16 protein-coding genes are annotated in these 15,587 nt (G+C 68.1%); 9 read left to right on the forward strand and 7 right to left on the reverse strand.

Annotated elements, in window-relative coordinates; translation table 11 throughout:
* Positions 1–14: 14 nt before the first annotated feature.
* The gene (locus tag ACSQ3N_RS23570; RefSeq protein ID WP_436147604.1) at positions 15–1,301 is read left to right on the forward strand and encodes a phospholipase A; all 1,287 of its coding nucleotides are present in this window, start codon (positions 15–17) and stop codon (positions 1,299–1,301) included.
* A 362-nt stretch (positions 1,302–1,663) separates the two neighbouring features.
* Positions 1,664–2,050, forward strand: coding sequence for a hypothetical protein (locus tag ACSQ3N_RS23575; RefSeq protein ID WP_436147605.1), 387 nt, complete (start codon positions 1,664–1,666; stop codon positions 2,048–2,050).
* Positions 2,051–2,164: 114 nt separating this feature from the next.
* On the opposite strand, the gene ACSQ3N_RS23580 is transcribed toward ACSQ3N_RS23575, so the two are convergent.
* Positions 2,165–2,644 (reverse strand): universal stress protein, encoded by a 480-nt coding sequence (locus ACSQ3N_RS23580; protein ID WP_056172679.1) that lies wholly within the window; start codon positions 2,642–2,644, stop codon positions 2,165–2,167.
* Between the two features lie 195 nt (positions 2,645–2,839).
* On the opposite strand from ACSQ3N_RS23580, the gene tgt reads away from it, so the two are divergent.
* The gene (gene tgt / locus ACSQ3N_RS23585) at positions 2,840–4,012 is read left to right on the forward strand and encodes a tRNA guanosine(34) transglycosylase Tgt (RefSeq protein ID WP_436147606.1); all 1,173 of its coding nucleotides are present in this window, start codon (positions 2,840–2,842) and stop codon (positions 4,010–4,012) included.
* Positions 4,013–4,045: 33 nt separating this feature from the next.
* Complete coding sequence (locus tag ACSQ3N_RS23590; RefSeq protein WP_436147607.1) at positions 4,046–4,885, forward strand: YiiX/YebB-like N1pC/P60 family cysteine hydrolase; 840 nt, start codon at positions 4,046–4,048, stop codon at positions 4,883–4,885.
* Positions 4,886–4,897: 12 nt separating this feature from the next.
* Here ACSQ3N_RS23590 and ACSQ3N_RS23595 read toward each other — a convergent pair whose 3' ends face one another.
* Positions 4,898–5,311, reverse strand: a complete 414-nt coding sequence (locus tag ACSQ3N_RS23595) for a hypothetical protein (RefSeq protein WP_436147608.1) — start codon at positions 5,309–5,311, stop codon at positions 4,898–4,900.
* 256 nt (positions 5,312–5,567) lie between these two features.
* Here ACSQ3N_RS23595 and ACSQ3N_RS23600 point away from each other — a divergent pair, with 256 nt between their 5' ends.
* The gene (locus ACSQ3N_RS23600; RefSeq protein ID WP_436147609.1) at positions 5,568–6,182 is read left to right on the forward strand and encodes a hypothetical protein; all 615 of its coding nucleotides are present in this window, start codon (positions 5,568–5,570) and stop codon (positions 6,180–6,182) included.
* 245 nt (positions 6,183–6,427) lie between these two features.
* Positions 6,428–7,852 (forward strand): diguanylate cyclase, encoded by a 1,425-nt coding sequence (locus ACSQ3N_RS23605; RefSeq protein WP_436147610.1) that lies wholly within the window; start codon positions 6,428–6,430, stop codon positions 7,850–7,852.
* 223 nt (positions 7,853–8,075) lie between these two features.
* Here the strand turns inward: ACSQ3N_RS23605 and ACSQ3N_RS23610 are convergent, their stop codons facing one another.
* The 4 genes from ACSQ3N_RS23610 to ACSQ3N_RS23625 all read right to left on the reverse strand — a co-directional run bounded on the left by ACSQ3N_RS23610 (position 8,076) and on the right by ACSQ3N_RS23625 (position 11,152).
* Entirely contained in the window at positions 8,076–9,128 is a 1,053-nt protein-coding gene (locus ACSQ3N_RS23610) for a serine endopeptidase (protein WP_436147611.1), read from the reverse strand.
* Between the two features lie 92 nt (positions 9,129–9,220).
* Positions 9,221–10,018: a DUF2145 domain-containing protein gene (locus ACSQ3N_RS23615; protein ID WP_436148003.1), complete on the reverse strand. Its 798-nt coding sequence runs from the start codon at positions 10,016–10,018 to the stop codon at positions 9,221–9,223.
* Positions 10,019–10,097: 79 nt separating this feature from the next.
* A complete protein-coding gene (locus ACSQ3N_RS23620) occupies positions 10,098–10,553 on the reverse strand; it encodes a hypothetical protein (protein ID WP_056172661.1) in 456 nt (151 codons plus the stop codon).
* 104 nt (positions 10,554–10,657) lie between these two features.
* The gene (locus ACSQ3N_RS23625) at positions 10,658–11,152 is read right to left on the reverse strand and encodes a YiaA/YiaB family inner membrane protein (protein ID WP_056420228.1); all 495 of its coding nucleotides are present in this window, start codon (positions 11,150–11,152) and stop codon (positions 10,658–10,660) included.
* 228 nt (positions 11,153–11,380) lie between these two features.
* On the opposite strand from ACSQ3N_RS23625, the gene ACSQ3N_RS23630 reads away from it, so the two are divergent.
* Together ACSQ3N_RS23630 and ACSQ3N_RS23635 are read left to right on the forward strand one after the other, a co-directional pair.
* Positions 11,381–12,580: a saccharopine dehydrogenase family protein gene (locus tag ACSQ3N_RS23630; RefSeq protein WP_436147612.1), complete on the forward strand. Its 1,200-nt coding sequence runs from the start codon at positions 11,381–11,383 to the stop codon at positions 12,578–12,580.
* A gap of 151 nt (positions 12,581–12,731) precedes the next feature.
* Positions 12,732–13,637, forward strand: coding sequence for an EamA family transporter (locus ACSQ3N_RS23635; protein WP_200926966.1), 906 nt, complete (start codon positions 12,732–12,734; stop codon positions 13,635–13,637).
* Between the two features lie 143 nt (positions 13,638–13,780).
* On the opposite strand, the gene ACSQ3N_RS23640 is transcribed toward ACSQ3N_RS23635, so the two are convergent.
* The gene (locus ACSQ3N_RS23640) at positions 13,781–14,299 is read right to left on the reverse strand and encodes an Lrp/AsnC family transcriptional regulator (RefSeq protein WP_056172649.1); all 519 of its coding nucleotides are present in this window, start codon (positions 14,297–14,299) and stop codon (positions 13,781–13,783) included.
* A gap of 160 nt (positions 14,300–14,459) precedes the next feature.
* Here ACSQ3N_RS23640 and ACSQ3N_RS23645 point away from each other — a divergent pair, with 160 nt between their 5' ends.
* The gene (locus tag ACSQ3N_RS23645; protein WP_056172646.1) at positions 14,460–15,476 is read left to right on the forward strand and encodes a 1-aminocyclopropane-1-carboxylate deaminase; all 1,017 of its coding nucleotides are present in this window, start codon (positions 14,460–14,462) and stop codon (positions 15,474–15,476) included.
* Positions 15,477–15,587: the final 111 nt, after the last annotated feature.

A 15,587-nucleotide genomic window follows, 5' to 3' on the forward strand; every position in this document is an offset into this window, starting at 1 on the left:
GAAATAAGCGGACCATGGAACACAGCGCACACCCCTCCCCCGGCTCCAGCAGCCCTCTGCGCGGAGCTTGGCGTTCTGCGCCGGCACGCACTGTGGCCGCGGGACAGACCGCTGCCGCAGCACCCGGCCGCTGGGCACTGCACCGCACCGCCGCCCTGGTGATCGCCACGCTGGCACCCGCAGGCGCTGCGTTCGCCCAGTCCGCGGCCCCTGCAGCGGCCGCCACCGGTGCCGACGCCGGCTGGCGCCGCTGCGCAGCGCTGTCCACCGACAACCAGGCGCGCCTGGCCTGCTTCGACCAGCTGTCGGCCGAGCAGACCTGGAAGGCGCCCGGCGCCTCGGCAGGTGCTGCAGGCGCGGCCACCGATGCCGCCGCCGTGCCACCCCCCGTGGACAGCACGCTGCCCGCCACCCGCATCATCGACGTGGCCAAGACCGACGGCTGCCGCGACGCGCAGTACAGCGACCTGTCGCGTTTTTGGGAGCTGGAGTCGGGCACCGACTGCGGCACCTTCCGCTTCCGCGGCTACCGCCCGATCACGCTGTCGGTGGTGGCTGGCAGCAACGTCAACCGCCAGCCCACGTCGGACGCGGCAGACCACTCGGCCACCGAGTCCACCCCCTACCGCCGCGCCGAGAACCGCATCCAGCTGTCGGTGCGCACCAAGGTCGCGCAGGGCCTGCTCACGCAGGGCCACCCCACGCTCAAGGATTCGGTGTGGTTCGGCTACACCCAGCAGTCGTACTGGCAGCTGTTCACGCCCGAGATCTCGCGCCCCTTCCGCGCCACCGACCACGAACCCGAAGTCATGTACGTCTACCCCACCACGGCCGAGCTGCCGTTCGGCTGGAAGTGGCGCTACAGCGGCGTCGGGCTGGTGCACCAGTCCAACGGCCAGAGCAAGCCCCTGTCGCGCAGCTGGAACCGCGTGTACATGATGACGGGCCTGGAGCTGTCCAACAGTGTGAGCGTGAACGCCCGCATCTGGAAGCGCATTCCTGAAAGCTCGGGCAGCGACGACAACCCCGGCATTGCCGACTACATCGGCCGCGGCGAGCTGTCGGCGTTCTGGAACGTCAACAAGGACAACACGCTGTCCGCCACCGTGCGCCATTCGCTGTCCAGCACCGACCGCGGCTCCGTGCGCGTGGAATGGCTGCAGGCCGTGGGCTCGACCCTGGGCGGCAAGAGCAACCTGCGCCTGCACACCGCACTGTTCAGCGGCTACGGCGACAGCATGATCGACTACAACCGCAAGCGCACCGTGTTCAGCGTGGGTGTGAGCTTGGTGGACTTTTAATTCCCCCTGAGTCGCCTTCGGCGCCTTCCCCCTGAGGGGGACGCCACCCGTGGCCTGGCAAAGCCAGTTCCACGGTGGCGCTGGCTTGGGCAGCGCCAGTATCAGGCGCTGCGCCGCTCGTGCGGGCTGGCTTTCCTTGGCAACGGCATGGGTTGCGCAGCTGACCGGCGAGACCCATCACAACTCGTTACCAGAACTCTCTCAAGTTTTGCGCCATGCTGCCGGCGCGCCGCCACAATCGCACGCGCACCGACGCTGGCATGGTGGCCGCCGCAGCCTGCGATAAGGGCGGCTTTTCAGCCGTTTTACTGGGCACTGCCCTGCGTGTGCACCCTCGAAAATGCCGACAGAGAGGAACACCCATGGACATGCAATACCAGCTCAAGGCAGGCAGCTACTACCTGTACGACATGCGCGACACGCCGAGTACCGTCACGGGTGAGCGCAAGTTCAAGCTCAAGACCGACACCGTCGCCATTGCGTTCGATGTGCACACGGGCGAGGTGCACCAGCACGGCAGCCCCACGCGCATCCAGTCCTGGGCCAACAACACCCGCCGCCGCCTGCGCGCCGCGGGTGCCCAAGAGGCCGCCAACGACATCGTCGTGGTGTCCGGCCCGCTGCCGGTGGACGAGCTCAACAAGTGTTTGTGGATCAGCGGTTATTGCCGCCGCATGTTCACCCGGCTGGCCACGCTGCCGCACGGCAAGCTGCAGCGGCCTTCGGAGCCGTTTCGCAAGGCAGCCTGACGCGGCACGCCGCGGGGTAACGCGGCCTTCTTTGCCAAACTGAAGCCATCCCAGGGCCGCAGCACGCGGCCCTTGCTGTTTCTGCCAGGCGCTTCCGCCCGGCCTGCAAAGCCATCAGGCCTGTGCGTCTTCCACCAGATCACCGTCCACCGTTTCCAGCACGTCGGCATGCTTGACGATGGTCACGGGTACGGGGCTCGCGTTGGCAACTTGCTGCGACACCGAGCCGAGCAACGCCGTGGTGATCGCGCCCTGCCCCTTGGCGCCAATGACGACCATGTGGCAGCCCGAGCGCTCGATCATGTCGACGAGCGTGTGGGCCACGTCGCCCACACCGATGTCGGTTTCGTACGGCACGCCGGCGGCATCGAGCAAAGTGCGCGCCGACGCCATCAGGTGCTCGCCCGCCTCCAGGCTGGCCGCGGCGATGAGGTCGGGGTCGCGCGTGGTCACCAGCTCGTACAGCGTGGCGGGCTCCTGTACGTTGGCCAGCACCACGCTGGCCTGGAGGCCCTGCCTCACCAGCGCCAGCGCATGGTGAACGCCATCCAGAGCGAGTTCCGAGCCATCCACGGCGATGAGGATCTTGAGCATGAAGGTCTCCTTTGAGCGGGTTGTCCGCGTGTTACGGATCAGTGTAGCCACGCACCGCGCCAGCGCCAGCCCTTGTCCCTGCGTGCCGATGGGGCGTCTGCCACCCGATGGAAGCCCCCTGAAAACGCCGTGGGCCGTGGCGGCCGCCGGGCAACCGTAGATCGCCGCAGGCCGTCTGGGACAATACGGCCCATCATGCTGCAGTTTGACCTTCTCAAGACCGACCCCTCCAGCCACGCACGCCGTGGCACGCTCACGCTCAACCATGGCGTGGTGCAGACCCCCATCTTCATGCCTGTGGGCACCTATGGCACCGTCAAGGGTGTGATGCCGCGCAGCCTGCACGACATGGGCGCGCAGATCATCCTGGGCAACACCTTCCACCTGTGGATGCGCCCAGGCCTCGACGTGATGCAGAGCTTCGGCGGGCTGCACGGGTTCGAGAAATGGGACAAGCCCATCCTCACCGATTCGGGCGGCTTTCAGGTGTGGAGCCTGGGCGCGATGCGCAAGATCACCGAAGAAGGCGTGACGTTCGCCAGCCCGGTCAACGGCGACAAGCTCTTCATGTCGCCCGAGGTGAGCATGCAGATCCAGACCACGCTCAACTCCGACATCGTGATGCAGCTCGACGAGTGCACGCCGTACGAGACCAAGGGCCACCTCACCACCGAGGCCGAAGCCCGCAAGAGCATGGAGATGAGCCTGCGCTGGGCCCAGCGCAGCCACGACGAGTTTCACCGCCTGAACAACCGCAACGCGCTCTTCGGCATCGTGCAGGGCGGCATGTTCAAGCACCTGCGCCAGGAGTCGCTCGAGCGCCTGGTCGAGATGGACTTCCCCGGCTACGCCGTGGGCGGCGTGAGCGTGGGCGAGCCCAAGGACGAGATGCTGGACATCATGGCGCACACGCCGCACCGCCTGCCCGCGCACAAGCCCCGCTACCTGATGGGCGTGGGCACGCCCGAAGACCTGGTGCAGGGCGTCGCCGACGGCGTGGACATGTTCGACTGCGTGATGCCCACGCGCAATGCGCGCAACGGCACCATCTTCACGCGGTATGGCGACCTCAAGATCCGCAACGCGCGCCACAAAACCGACCACCAGCCCCTGGACACCAGCTGCACCTGCTACGCCTGCGCGGGCATGTCGGGCGTGTCGTGGGACGAAGGCGGACGGGACGGCTTCAGCCGCGCCTACCTGCACCACCTGGACCGCTGCGGCGAAATGCTGGGCCCCATGCTCACCACCGTGCACAACCTGCACTACTACCTGAACCTCATGCGTGAAGTGCGCGAGTCGCTGGACACCGGCGCCTTTGCGCAGTTCCGCGCGCAGTTCAAGGCCGAGCGCGCGCGCGGCGTCTGACGCCGTCGTTCAGCAACCCCACCGGCACCCACCATGGCACAACTCCACAAGCTCGCGGCACTCTCCCGCCCCTTCGGCCGCAGCAACCGTGCCGCGTTGTGCGCGCTCCTGGCCGTGGTGGTGGCTGCCAGCGGCTGCGCCACGCGCATCGGCCGCGATGCGGACAACGGCCTGCCCACGCTGCAGCTGCAAAACAGCAGCCTCCTCACCCCCGCGAACGGGGGGCAGTCCATCAGCGGGCAGGATTTGCGGGCCGGAGACATCATTCTGTCGGCCACCAACGGCATCAACTCGCTGGGCATCCGCGCCATCACGCTGTCGCCCGTGAGCCATGCGGCGCTCTATCTCGGTGACGACCGGATCATCGAAGCGGTGGGCTCGGGCGTGCGCATGCGCAGCACGGCCGAGTTCGTGGCCGATGAAGCCACCATCGTCGCCTTTCGCCACCCGGGCGTGACCGATGAGCACGCCACGGCGATGCGCGCCTTTGCGCAGGCGCAGGACGGCAAGAAGTACAACACCACGGGCATCGTGCTGCAGGCCCCCTTCACCCTGCAGCGCAAGTACTGCGAGCTGCCGCTCGTGCCGGGCAGCGTGCGCGACGCCTGCATCCGCGGCATCGCTGCCATCCAGCTGGGCGCGGCCCGCAACGACCGCTTCTTTTGTTCGCAACTCGTGCTGGAGGCCTACCGCGCCGCCCAGCTGCCGCTGACCGACGCCTCGGCACTGCTGATCAGCCCCGCCGATCTGCTGCACATGCGCGAGGGCGACGTGCCGTCGGTGCAGATCAAGCAGGCGTTGCAGTACGTAGGGCACCTCAAGGGCGGCCAACCAGCCACCGACGTGGCAGCCGCCGGGCAACCCTTGCCCTGAGGAATCGCGGCGTCAGCCGCCCACGTGCATGGTGAACAGCGCGCCGTTCGACAGGCGGCACGACCCCATGCCCAGCGTGGACGAGTTCATCGAATACTGGCAACTGAGGTAGCTGCCCCGGCTGCCCGCGCCACTGGCGAGCCCTTCGCGGGACGACCCGGCCTTGCGCGTGGCCTCGCCCATGAACGATTCGCCCAGAATGTTGGCCTGGAAAGTGCCCCGGCCATGCAGATCGTTGGTGACCACCGCATGCACCACGCCCAGCCCGGTCGCCTGGTCGTTGGCAGGGTACAGGCGCACAGCCAGCGTGACCGGCGCAGGCGGCGGCGGAACCTGCACCATCACAGGCGCGGGCGCAGGCTGGATGGGTGCCACGTAGCACCCGCTGAGGGCCGCCACGGCAGCAGACACAACCAGGCCCGTCATGGCGCGGTGACGGATCGAAGGCGAAGACAACAAGCCCATAAGGCTCCTTGGAAACCAAGCACATGCTTGTGGCACCGATGATTGGCGCACTGCGGTGCATGTCAGCGGCATTTCGGGGGCGGTGGCATGGCACGGGTCTGGCGGTATCGCTGGCGGATACTTCAGCTGCCCTCGACAACCAAGAGAATCGCAAACCAGAGTCACCGGAGCCGCTGCGTCCACAGCGGTATGCTGGCTGCGCAAACGCAGTCCATGAGTGTGCGGGGCTTTCACGCCCATCACGCCGGGGGGCAAACCCACCACCGGGCACATCAACCATAGCGACCAGGGACCGGCTCACCTGGCGCTGGAGGCCAACATCATTTCAAACCTGCTGCACCAATTGCTTCGCTGGCCCGGCCGCATGGTGGCCGGCCTCGTCAGCGGCCTGCTGGCGCTCGTCATCCTGTTCGAGGAATGGGGCTGGGTGCCGCTGCAACACCTGCTGGCACGCATCGGGCGCTGGCCGGGGCTGCGCTGGATCGAGGGCTGGGTACGGTCCCGGCCGCCCTGGGCGGCGGTGGCGCTGTTCGCACTGCCCACTGCCTTGCTGCTGCCCGTGAAGCTGCTGGCACTGTGGGCCATGGGGCAAGGGCACGTGGTGCTGGGCATGCTGGTGATTGCGCTGGCCAAGGTGGTGGGGACGGCCGTGGTGGCGCGTTTGTTCACCCTCACCCAGCCCGCGCTGATGCAGCTGCGCTGGTTTGCCTGGGCCTACACCCACTGGATGGGCTTCAAGCACCGGGTGCTGGAGCGCGCCCGCGCGTCGTGGGCCTGGCGCGTGGCGCGCGTGCTGCGGCGCCACTGGATGCAGCGCTGGCGCAGACGCTAGCCGCCGCCGCGCACCATCCGCGCGAAGGCCTGCCGCACCCCGCTGGCTTGCACATTGCCGCGTACCTGACAGCGCACCTAGCACAGCAAGACGACCGCCTGCAGACCCTCCACACTGACGTTACATATTGTTGGAGAATGTCAACAGAAGTTTCTGATAGGTGCGAAGAAATGGTCTGTAAGCCTGCCGACAGAGACAATCGAGTGGACGCCGTCGTCCTGCCGCGCCCCTCCCCATTTCCACGCATGCTCCGCACCCTTGCCCCCTCCCGGCCCCTGTCACCGGCGCTTGTCTGGTCCGGCCTGGGACTGCTGGTTTTCGGCGCCTGCCTGGTGGGCATCTTCGCGCGGCCCATCGGCTTTCTGTCGGCCTTCTGGCCGGCCAATGCCTTGCTGCTGGGCCTGCTGGTGCGCTACCCCACTCTGGCGCGGCCCCCGGCATGGATCGCCGCAGGCCTGGGCTATGTGGCGGCCGACCTGCTCACGGGCAGCCAATGGGGCATGGCGCTGTGGCTCAACGCGGCCAATTTGCTCAGTGCCACGGCCGGCTGGCTGGTGCTGCGCCGGCTGGACGAGAACACGCTGCGCCTGCGGCGCACGGTATCGGCCTTGTACCTGCTGCTGGCCGCCCTCACGGCCAGTGCCGTGGGCGCGCTCGCGGGTTGCGGCGCCGCACCGGTGTACTTCAACGCGCCGTGGTCCGACCTGCTGTCGCTGTGGTTCAGCACCGAGCTGATGAACTACATGCTGATCGTGCCCGTGGTGCTGGCGGCCCCGCGTGCCGACGACTCTGCGCCACTGATTCCAGCCACAACCGCAGCAACGAGCACTGCGTGGGCGTCGATGTTCTGGCGCGTGGCGCCCGTCAGCTCGCTGCTGCTGGCCGAAGGCGTGCGCACCGTGATCGGCGGGCCCGGCATGCTGGCTTTTGTCGTGCCAGGGCTGCTGTGGTGCGCCCTGAGCTACAGCACCTTCACCGCCAGCCTGCTGTCGCTGGTGGTATGCCTGTGGACCATGGCGGGCGTGGCCACCGGGGTGCTCAACTTCACGCCGGCCCATGCGGGCGACGTGTTCTCGCTGCGCGTGGGCGTGACGCTGCTGGCCCTGGGACCGCTGGCCGTGGCCTGCGCCAGCGCCGCCCGGGCACAAGCGCTGCGCCGCATGGACCACGCCAAACGCCACGACGACCTGACCGGCGTGCTGGCGCGCCGCGCACTGCTCAAGCAGGGCGACCCACTGGTGGCGCGCCACCAGCGCGGCTGCGCCGGCGCAGCGGTGATGATGCTGGACGTGGACCACTTCAAGCAGGTCAACGACCAGAACGGGCACAGCGCGGGCGACCAGTTGCTCGTCGGCATCACCAAGATCATGGCCATCGCGCTGCGCCCCGCGGACCTGCTGGGCCGCATGGGCGGGCAGGAGTTCGCCGCAGTGCTGCCCGGCGTGTCACCCGCCGAGGCGCACGCCATCGCCGAGCGCCTGCGCACCGCCGTCGAGCAAGCGCCTTTCGCCACAGGCCAGGGATCACCGCAGCACGCCACGGTGAGCATCGGGCTGGTGCACAGCGCCACCCTGGGTGGAGATGCCGACCTGGAAGTGCTGCTGCTGGCCGCCGACACCGCGCTGTACCGGGCCAAGGCCGAGGGGCGCAACCGGGTGGTGGTGGGGTAGGGACGGCTCCCCCCTGAGCCGCTGCGCGGCTTCCCCCTGAGGGGGACGCACCCAGTGGCCCGGCGGAGCCGGTTCCACGGGTGCTCTGGCTTAGAGCGTGCCTATTCCCAGGCCTGGGGCACCAAACATTTGCGGGGAGCCCCGGTATTGGCGCATCGTTCTTCCAACCACAACCCTCCAACCTCTCCGCACTCGAAGTAGCGTCGCCGCTACCTCCGCCACCTCACTCCTGCGCCAGCTTGACCCCTGCCCCGCTGCCGCAGGCATGGCAGAACCTGGCAAACGCGCTCTTGCGTGTGGTGCAAGTGCCGCAGTGGTCGAACAGGCCGATGCCGCAGTGCGGACAAAAGTCGATTTTCTCGTTCTTCAGGTCCACCGGCCGCTCGCAGCCGGGGCACACGCTTTTGGCCAGGCGGGCCAGGGCGAGGTCGTAGCTCAGTTCCTTGCGGCGCTCCTGGTCGGGCAGGGCCTCGGCCTGCTTCTGGCGCTCCAGGTAGCGGTTGAGCGCCAGGATGGCGTAGCGCCCCACCAGCGCCGTCACGCCGATGCCCACCACGTAACGCACATAGCCGCCGTAGCTCGGCAGGTAGGGCACCAGCTCCACGAAGAACGCGAACAGCGCGAAGAAGATGAAGCCCCACACGAACGGCCAGTAGGTGCCCTTGCGCTTCTTCACGAACAGCCAGCCGGCAACAACCAGCAGCGGCAGTGTGAGCGCCAGGCGGTACAGGAACACGCGCAAGTCGACCTTGCGGCGCTCGGCCTCCAGCTTCACGTAGCCGTCGGCCTCCATCGCGTTCAGGCGCTCCTGCGTGGCTGCGGCCCCCTGGCGCGCATCCAGCGCGGCCTGCTGTTGCCGCTCCACTGCCTGCTGCGTGGCGCGCTCGGCGAGCTTGAGCCCATCGAGCGCCTGGGTGCGGGCGATGACCTCGGGGTCCTGGTCGGCGCGCTGGGTGGCGGAGCGGGTGGCGAGCCAGTTGTTGAAGGTCTCGCGCGCGGCCTGGGTCTCGCTGCGGGCCTTGCTGCGCTGCAGCTGCGCCTGCTCCAGCGCGGTCTGCGCATCCTGCTCGGCCTGGCGCGCCTCCTTGACCTGCGCGCGCAGCTTCTCGGCGGCAGCGCGGTCGAGGAAGTCGTCCACCTGCAGCGGGGTCTCGACCTTGGGCAGGTCGCCCACAATGGTGCCGCCCAGACCGATGAGGAAGCTGGCGAACACCACCGCCACCAGCCACAGGCCGCGGCGAAACCACTTCTCCGACAGTCGCAGGGATTTGCTCATGGTCGTTTGCTCCTCACGGGTGCCTGAAGCGCAACGCTTCTTTTTTGATAGCTGCCAGCGCTTGACCATTAAGCGGTAGCAGCACTTTTCATTCAATTTTTGATGGTCACCGGGGCCGACGCCAGCTGCGCACGCTGCAGCCACGCCAGCACCGAATCGACAGTGACGGTCTCGATGCGGTCCGAGAAGCGTTTGTCGTTCGGATGGTCGTCGAACGCGATGTTGGCCGAGCCCACGCGCCCGCCCATGCGGGTGAGCGGCCCCAGCTTGAGCGTGGTGGGCTCATAGCCCTTGAACTGCAGCCAGGCCTGCGCCTGCTCGCGGCTGCGCACCGTGGCGGGCTCCATGGCCACGGCCAGGGTCTCCAGCGCCCACTGGTTGGACTGCTGGTACTTGCGGCCCCACGCGTAGCTGACCATGCTGTAGGGCGGGTGCTGCAGCGTCTTGGTGCGGGCGGTGTCCTGCAGCACGGCCAGCAGGCGCTGCTGCACCTCGGGCGTGGGCACGGCGTAGACGGCCTCGTAGCGCCACAGGTCGTCCAAGAAGAACTCGCCCAAACCCTGGCGGTACAGATAACCCACGGCCGTGCCGCATTCGTTGAGCTTGTGGGCCACGCGCCAGGGGCCCTCGGGCGTCTTGTACGCCCAGCCCAGGTGCGAATAGCGCAGGCCGTATTTGCTCAGATCCTGCCCGGCGCGGGCGAGCACCACCACCTGCGCGCCGGACTTGGCATGCTCGGCATCGAGCGCGGCCGAGGTCTGCTGGGCCAGTTGCATGCCGCGCTCGATCACCTTGGCCGGCACGGGCTTCGCGGCCTCGCAAGAGCGGCCCGCGTGGGCCGCAGGCGCCGCCAGCAAGGCCGCGCCGGCCAGCAGGGCCAGGCCCCACATGCCGGGGTTGAAAGAAGAGCGCACGCGGGCCTGCGCAGGGGTCGTCACGGTCATCAGCTGCATATTCATGGCGGAGCCCTTACAGACGCTCGTTGTGCAGCAGCGCACGGCCGATGGCGTTGGGCACGAAGGCAATCGCCTCGCCAGCCACCGACAGGACCACACCCGTGCCGATCACGCTGCAGGTCACCACGGTGCCCACGCCATGGGCCGATGCGCCCACGCCCCGGCCCGCCACCTCGACACTGACCCGGGCGCCGTCCGATGCGCGCTCCAGCAGGTACACCGTGCCGGTGGCCGATGCCTCCACCGTCTTCACCGTCAGCACCGCACCGGCGACCGACAGCGCAGCAGGCACCGTCACGATCGCGCCAGCGGCGGCAGACGCCACCGAGGCCGTGCCCACCACCGACGCGATGGGCAGCAGCGACAGCGCGGCCGAAGCCTCGCTCTGCGCCCGTGCGGGCAGGGCAGCCAGCGTGCACAGCAGGCCGGCGGCCAGGGCAAGGGTCAGGATCTTGGGCAATGTCTTCATGGTTTCACTCCTCGCGGAAGGTGCTGCGCAGTAGCGCGGCAGCACCGGATTTTTCAGGGCAACCTCCGAGCATCCGCCATGGCTTCATGGCGGACGCCGGAAACTCAGCTGGCGTTGTTACCAGACGTAGCAGGATGTGCTGCGGCAGCTTCGCGGCGGCCTTGCAGGCGCGCTTCGAGCAGGTCCGCCTCATGGCGGTCGCGCAGCATCTTGGCCAGCGTGAACGCGGTGGTGATCAGGTACAGCCAGCTCACGCCCAGAAAGGCCTTGTAGGTCACGTTGATCTCCATGCCGAACAGGCCCCATCCGGTGAGGCCCATGGCCACCACGAAGCCGCCCCAGACCACCAGCTTCCACATCGGTGTGTCGCCCGCGCCGCGCCGCGCGGCGCTCTCGTTGTCCCGCACGAACTTGGCCAGTACGAACGCGGCCGAGAGACAGAACACATAGCCCATCACCATGAACGCCTGCTCCAGCTGCTCGCCCGGCAGCCAGGCCAGCCCCACGGCGCACAGGAAGACGGCGATGCCGAACGAGACCCACACCTGGAGCTGCCAAGCACGGGTGTCACGCTGGATGAGGGTGGAAGAAGACGACATACAAGTGGGGTGGCCTGAAAGGGCCGTGGTTGAACACGGAGCGGATAGTGCCCCGCCCGCCCGCCGCCGCCGCCAACGGGTTGCGCCAGTGGCGGCTGCCCGGCTCATTGGTATCGAATGGCGATACTTTCATCGCATGGACCGGGGCACCTGGGCGACATCACTGCACCCGCTTGTCTTTGACAATCGCAGCCTTTGACTGCTGCAACGCCCGCACGGAGACCGCCCATGACCACCGCCAAACCCTTTGACATCGTCGTCCACGGCGCCACCGGCTTCACCGGCCGCCTCGTCGTCGAATACCTGCTGCAGCGCTACCCCGCCGGCAGCGGCCTGCGCTGGGCCATGGGCGGGCGCAGCGCCGACAAGCTGGCCGCCGTGCGCGACGAAGTCGGCGCCCCTGCCGACACCCCGCTCATCGTGACCGACAGCACCGACCCCGCCAGCCTGCAGGCCCTGATGGCCCAGACCCGCCTGGTGCTGACCACCGTGGGCCCCTACCAGCTGTACGGCAACGAACTCGTGGCCGCCTGCGCCGCGGCCGGCGTGGACTATGTGGACCTGTGTGGCGAGCCCGCCTGGATGCGCCAGATGATCGATGCGCACGAAGCCGCCGCCCAAGCCAGCGGCGCGCGCATCGTGTTCTCGTGCGGGTTCGACTCCATCCCGTTCGACCTGGGCGTGTTCCTGCTGCAAAAGGAATTCGGCCAGCGCTTCGGCCACCCCGCACCGCGGGTACGCGGCCGGGTGCGCAAGATGAAAGGCACGTTCTCGGGCGGCACCGCGGCGAGCCTGAAGGCCACCATGGCCGCCGCCGCCGGCAACCCTGCCGTGCTGGACCTGCTCAAGAACCCGTTCTCGCTGACGCCCGGCTTCGAAGGCCCGCGCCAGCCCACCGGCCACAAGCCCATGCTGGACGAGGCCCTGGCAGGCCCGGGCGGTGAGGGTGTGTGGGTCGCCCCCTTCGTGATGGCCGCGATCAACACGCGCAACGTGCACCGCTCCAACTTCCTGCTGCAGCACGCCTACGGCGCCGATTTTGTCTACGACGAGATGCTGATCACCGGCACCGGCGAAAAGGGCGAAGCGATCGCCAACGCCGTGGCGGGCGACAAGTCGCTCGGCTCCGACAAGGGCCCCAAGCCCGGCGAAGGCCCCTCGCGCGAAGAGCGCGATGCGGGCTTCTACGACGTGCTGTTCCTCGGCACCGACGCGGCAGGCAACACCCTGCGCGTGGGCGTGAAGGGCGACCGCGACCCGGGCTACGGCTCCACCTCCAAGATGATCGCCGAGGCCGCCGTGTGCCTGCTGCAGGACGCGCCGGACACCCCCGGCGGCATCTGGACCACGGCGCCCGCGATGGGCGATACGCTGATCGCGCGGCTGCAGGCAAACGCGGGTCTGAGCTTCGCCGTCGAGGCAGGCTGATACCGCCCACCGGGCACGTGCAGGGCGTGTCCGTTTCTGACCGAAATCCGGCCGGCCACGCGCGGCGCGGGCCCCGTGGCTGTCGGACAATCACAGCCACTGCTGCCGTTGCTGTTGCTGCCCCCGCTGCCACCCTGCCATGAACACCTCCCTGCGCCCCCGCGACCTCTGCCTGGCCTTGCTCGTCATCGTGGTCTGGGGGCTGAACTTCGCCGTCATCAAGGTGGGCGTGGCCGACATTCCGCCCATGCTGCTGGGCGCGCTGCGCTACCTGTTGGCGGCCTTCCCGGCGTTGCTGTTCGTGCGGCCGCCCAAGGTGCCGCTGCGCCTGTACCTGCTGTACGGCATGACGATGGCGGTGGCCCAGTTCGCGCTGCTGTTCACCGCCATCCACATCGGCATGCCCTCGGGCCTGGCGTCGCTGGTGCTGCAGGCGCAGTCGTTCTTCACCTTGCTGCTGGCCGCGTGGTGGCTGCGCGAGCCGTGGCACGGCAACCAGGTGGCGGGCCTGGCGCTGGCGGCCGTGGGGCTGGTGCTGATCGGCAGCGCGCACGGCGCGTCCATGCCACTGGCGGGGTTTGCGCTCACCGTGGCGGCGGCGGCGATGTGGGGCTGCGGCAATATCGTGACGCGCGCCGTGGGCCGGCATGGGCCGATGAACCAGTTCGCCTTCATCGTGTGGTCCAGCCTGGTGGCGCCCCTGCCCTTCGTGGCGCTGTCGCTGTGGATCGACGGGCCCGGCGCGGTGCTGGCGGCCGTGCAGCACCTGTCTTGGAAGTCGATGGCCGCAGTGGCGTACATCGCGTGGATCTCCACGCTGCTGGGCTTCGGGCTGTGGACGTACCTCATGTCGCGCTACCCCGTGAACCGCGTGGCACCCTTCACACTGCTGGTGCCGGTGGTGGGGCTGACCACGGGCTGGCTGGTGTTTGGCGAGGCGCTGCAGCCGGTGCACTTTGCGGGCGCGGGGCTGCTGATGGCGGGGCTGGTGGTGAATGTGTTCGGTGGGGCGGTGTGGGCCCGGCTGACGGGGCGCGCGCGGGAGTCAGCGCGCTGAGGCCTTCCGATTGCCGCAACAATCCCAGAACACCACTACCCGTTCACGCTGAGCCTGTCGAAGCGCCGCGCTAGGCTTCGACAGGCTCAGCCCGAACGGTATTGTTTTTTGGGGGGAGAACTCTGGCAGCGCGAGTTGGCGAATCACACCGCCAGCGGCAACTCCGTCGTCGACAGCACATTGCGCAGCACCATGAACGACCGCACCTGGCGCACGCCCGGCAGGTACAGCAGCTGCTCGGCGTGCAGGCGGTTGAAGCTGTCGTTGTCGCGCGTGCGCACCAGCATGAAGTAGTCGAACTCGCCGGTGACCACATGGCATTCCATGCAGCCGGACACCTTGGCCGCGGCCTTCTCGAACGCCGCGAACGAGTCGGGTGTGGAGCGGTCCAGCACCACGCCGATCATCACCAGCATGCCCGCGCCCACCGCGCGAGGGCTGAGCAGCGCCACCACCTTGTCGATCAGCCCCAGGCGCTTGAGCCGCTCCACGCGGCGCAGGCAGGCGGGCGGGCTCAGGTGCACTTTGGCGGCCAGCGCCACGTTCGACAGCGATGCGTCGCGCTGCAGCAGCCGCAGGATGGCCTTGTCGGTGCGGTCCAGGGCCTCCAGCGTTTCCTCCATGGCATCCACATTCTTTGCACGAACTTTTGTTGCGCTCATTTGTTCATCACCAAAATTTCCATCATCCATTATTCATTGAGCAGCATCAAAACGCCAAATTTCACGCAGAGTTCACAACCCCGTTAGGTGCGTGTTTTCCTACGATGGATGCACGGCAGACGCCCCGGTCTGCGCCCCATCACCGCTTGAGGAAACCGCCATGAACCTGCAGAAATTCGCCCGCCATCCGCTCACCTTCGGGCCCTCGCCCATCACCGCGCTGCCGCGCCTGTCGGCCCACCTGGGCGGCAAGGTGCACCTGTACGCCAAGCGCGAGGACTGCAACTCGGGCCTGGCCTTTGGCGGCAACAAGACGCGCAAGCTCGAATACCTCATCCCCGAGGCGATTGCGGGCGGCTACGACACGCTGGTCTCCATCGGCGGCATCCAGTCCAACCAGACGCGCCAGGTGGCCGCGGTGGCCGCGCACCTGGGCATGAAGTGCGTGCTGGTGCAGGAGAACTGGGTCAACTACTCCGACGCGGTGTACGACCGCGTGGGCAACATCGAGATGAGCCGCATCATGGGCGCTGACGTGCGCCTGGACGCAGCGGGCTTCGACATCGGCATCCGCCCCAGCTGGGAGCAGGCCATGGAAGACGTGAAGAAGGCCGGCGGCAAGCCCTTCCCCATCCCGGCCGGGTGCTCCGAGCACCCGTACGGCGGCCTGGGCTTCGTGGGCTTTGCCGAAGAAGTGCGCCAGCAAGAAAAAGAGCTGGGCTTCCAGTTCGACTACATCGTCGTGTGCTCGGTCACGGGCAGCACGCAGGCCGGCATGGTGGTGGGCTTTGCGGCCGACGGCCGCGCGCGCAAGGTGATCGGCATCGACGCCTCGGCCAAGCCCGAAAAGACGCATGCCCAGGTGCTGCGCATCGCACAGAACACGGCCAAGCTGGTGGAGCTGGGCCAGGAGATCACGGCCGAGGACGTGGTGCTGGACACGCGCTACGGCGGCCCCGAGTACGGCTTGCCCAACGAGGGCACGCTCGAAGCCATCCGCCTGTGCGCGCGCCAGGAAGGCATGCTCACCGACCCGGTGTACGAAGGCAAGTCCATGCACGGCATGATCGACATGGTGCGCAAGGGCGAATTCCCCGAAGGCTCTCGCGTTCTGTACGCGCACCTGGGAGGGGTGCCGGCGCTCAACGCCTACAGCTTTCTTTTTCGCAACGGCTGACGCGCCGCGCGAGGAGACGGAGCAGCAACGCCTGTGCCGGCTGGCCGGGCTGTCGTTGATCTGAGCGCCTCTCCTTTTTCGCCTTTGCATTCCCTCGGACCCGAGCACGCC

This window comes from Acidovorax sp. LjRoot194, assembly GCF_964253015.1.
GTDB lineage: Bacteria > Pseudomonadota > Gammaproteobacteria > Burkholderiales > Burkholderiaceae_C > Acidovorax.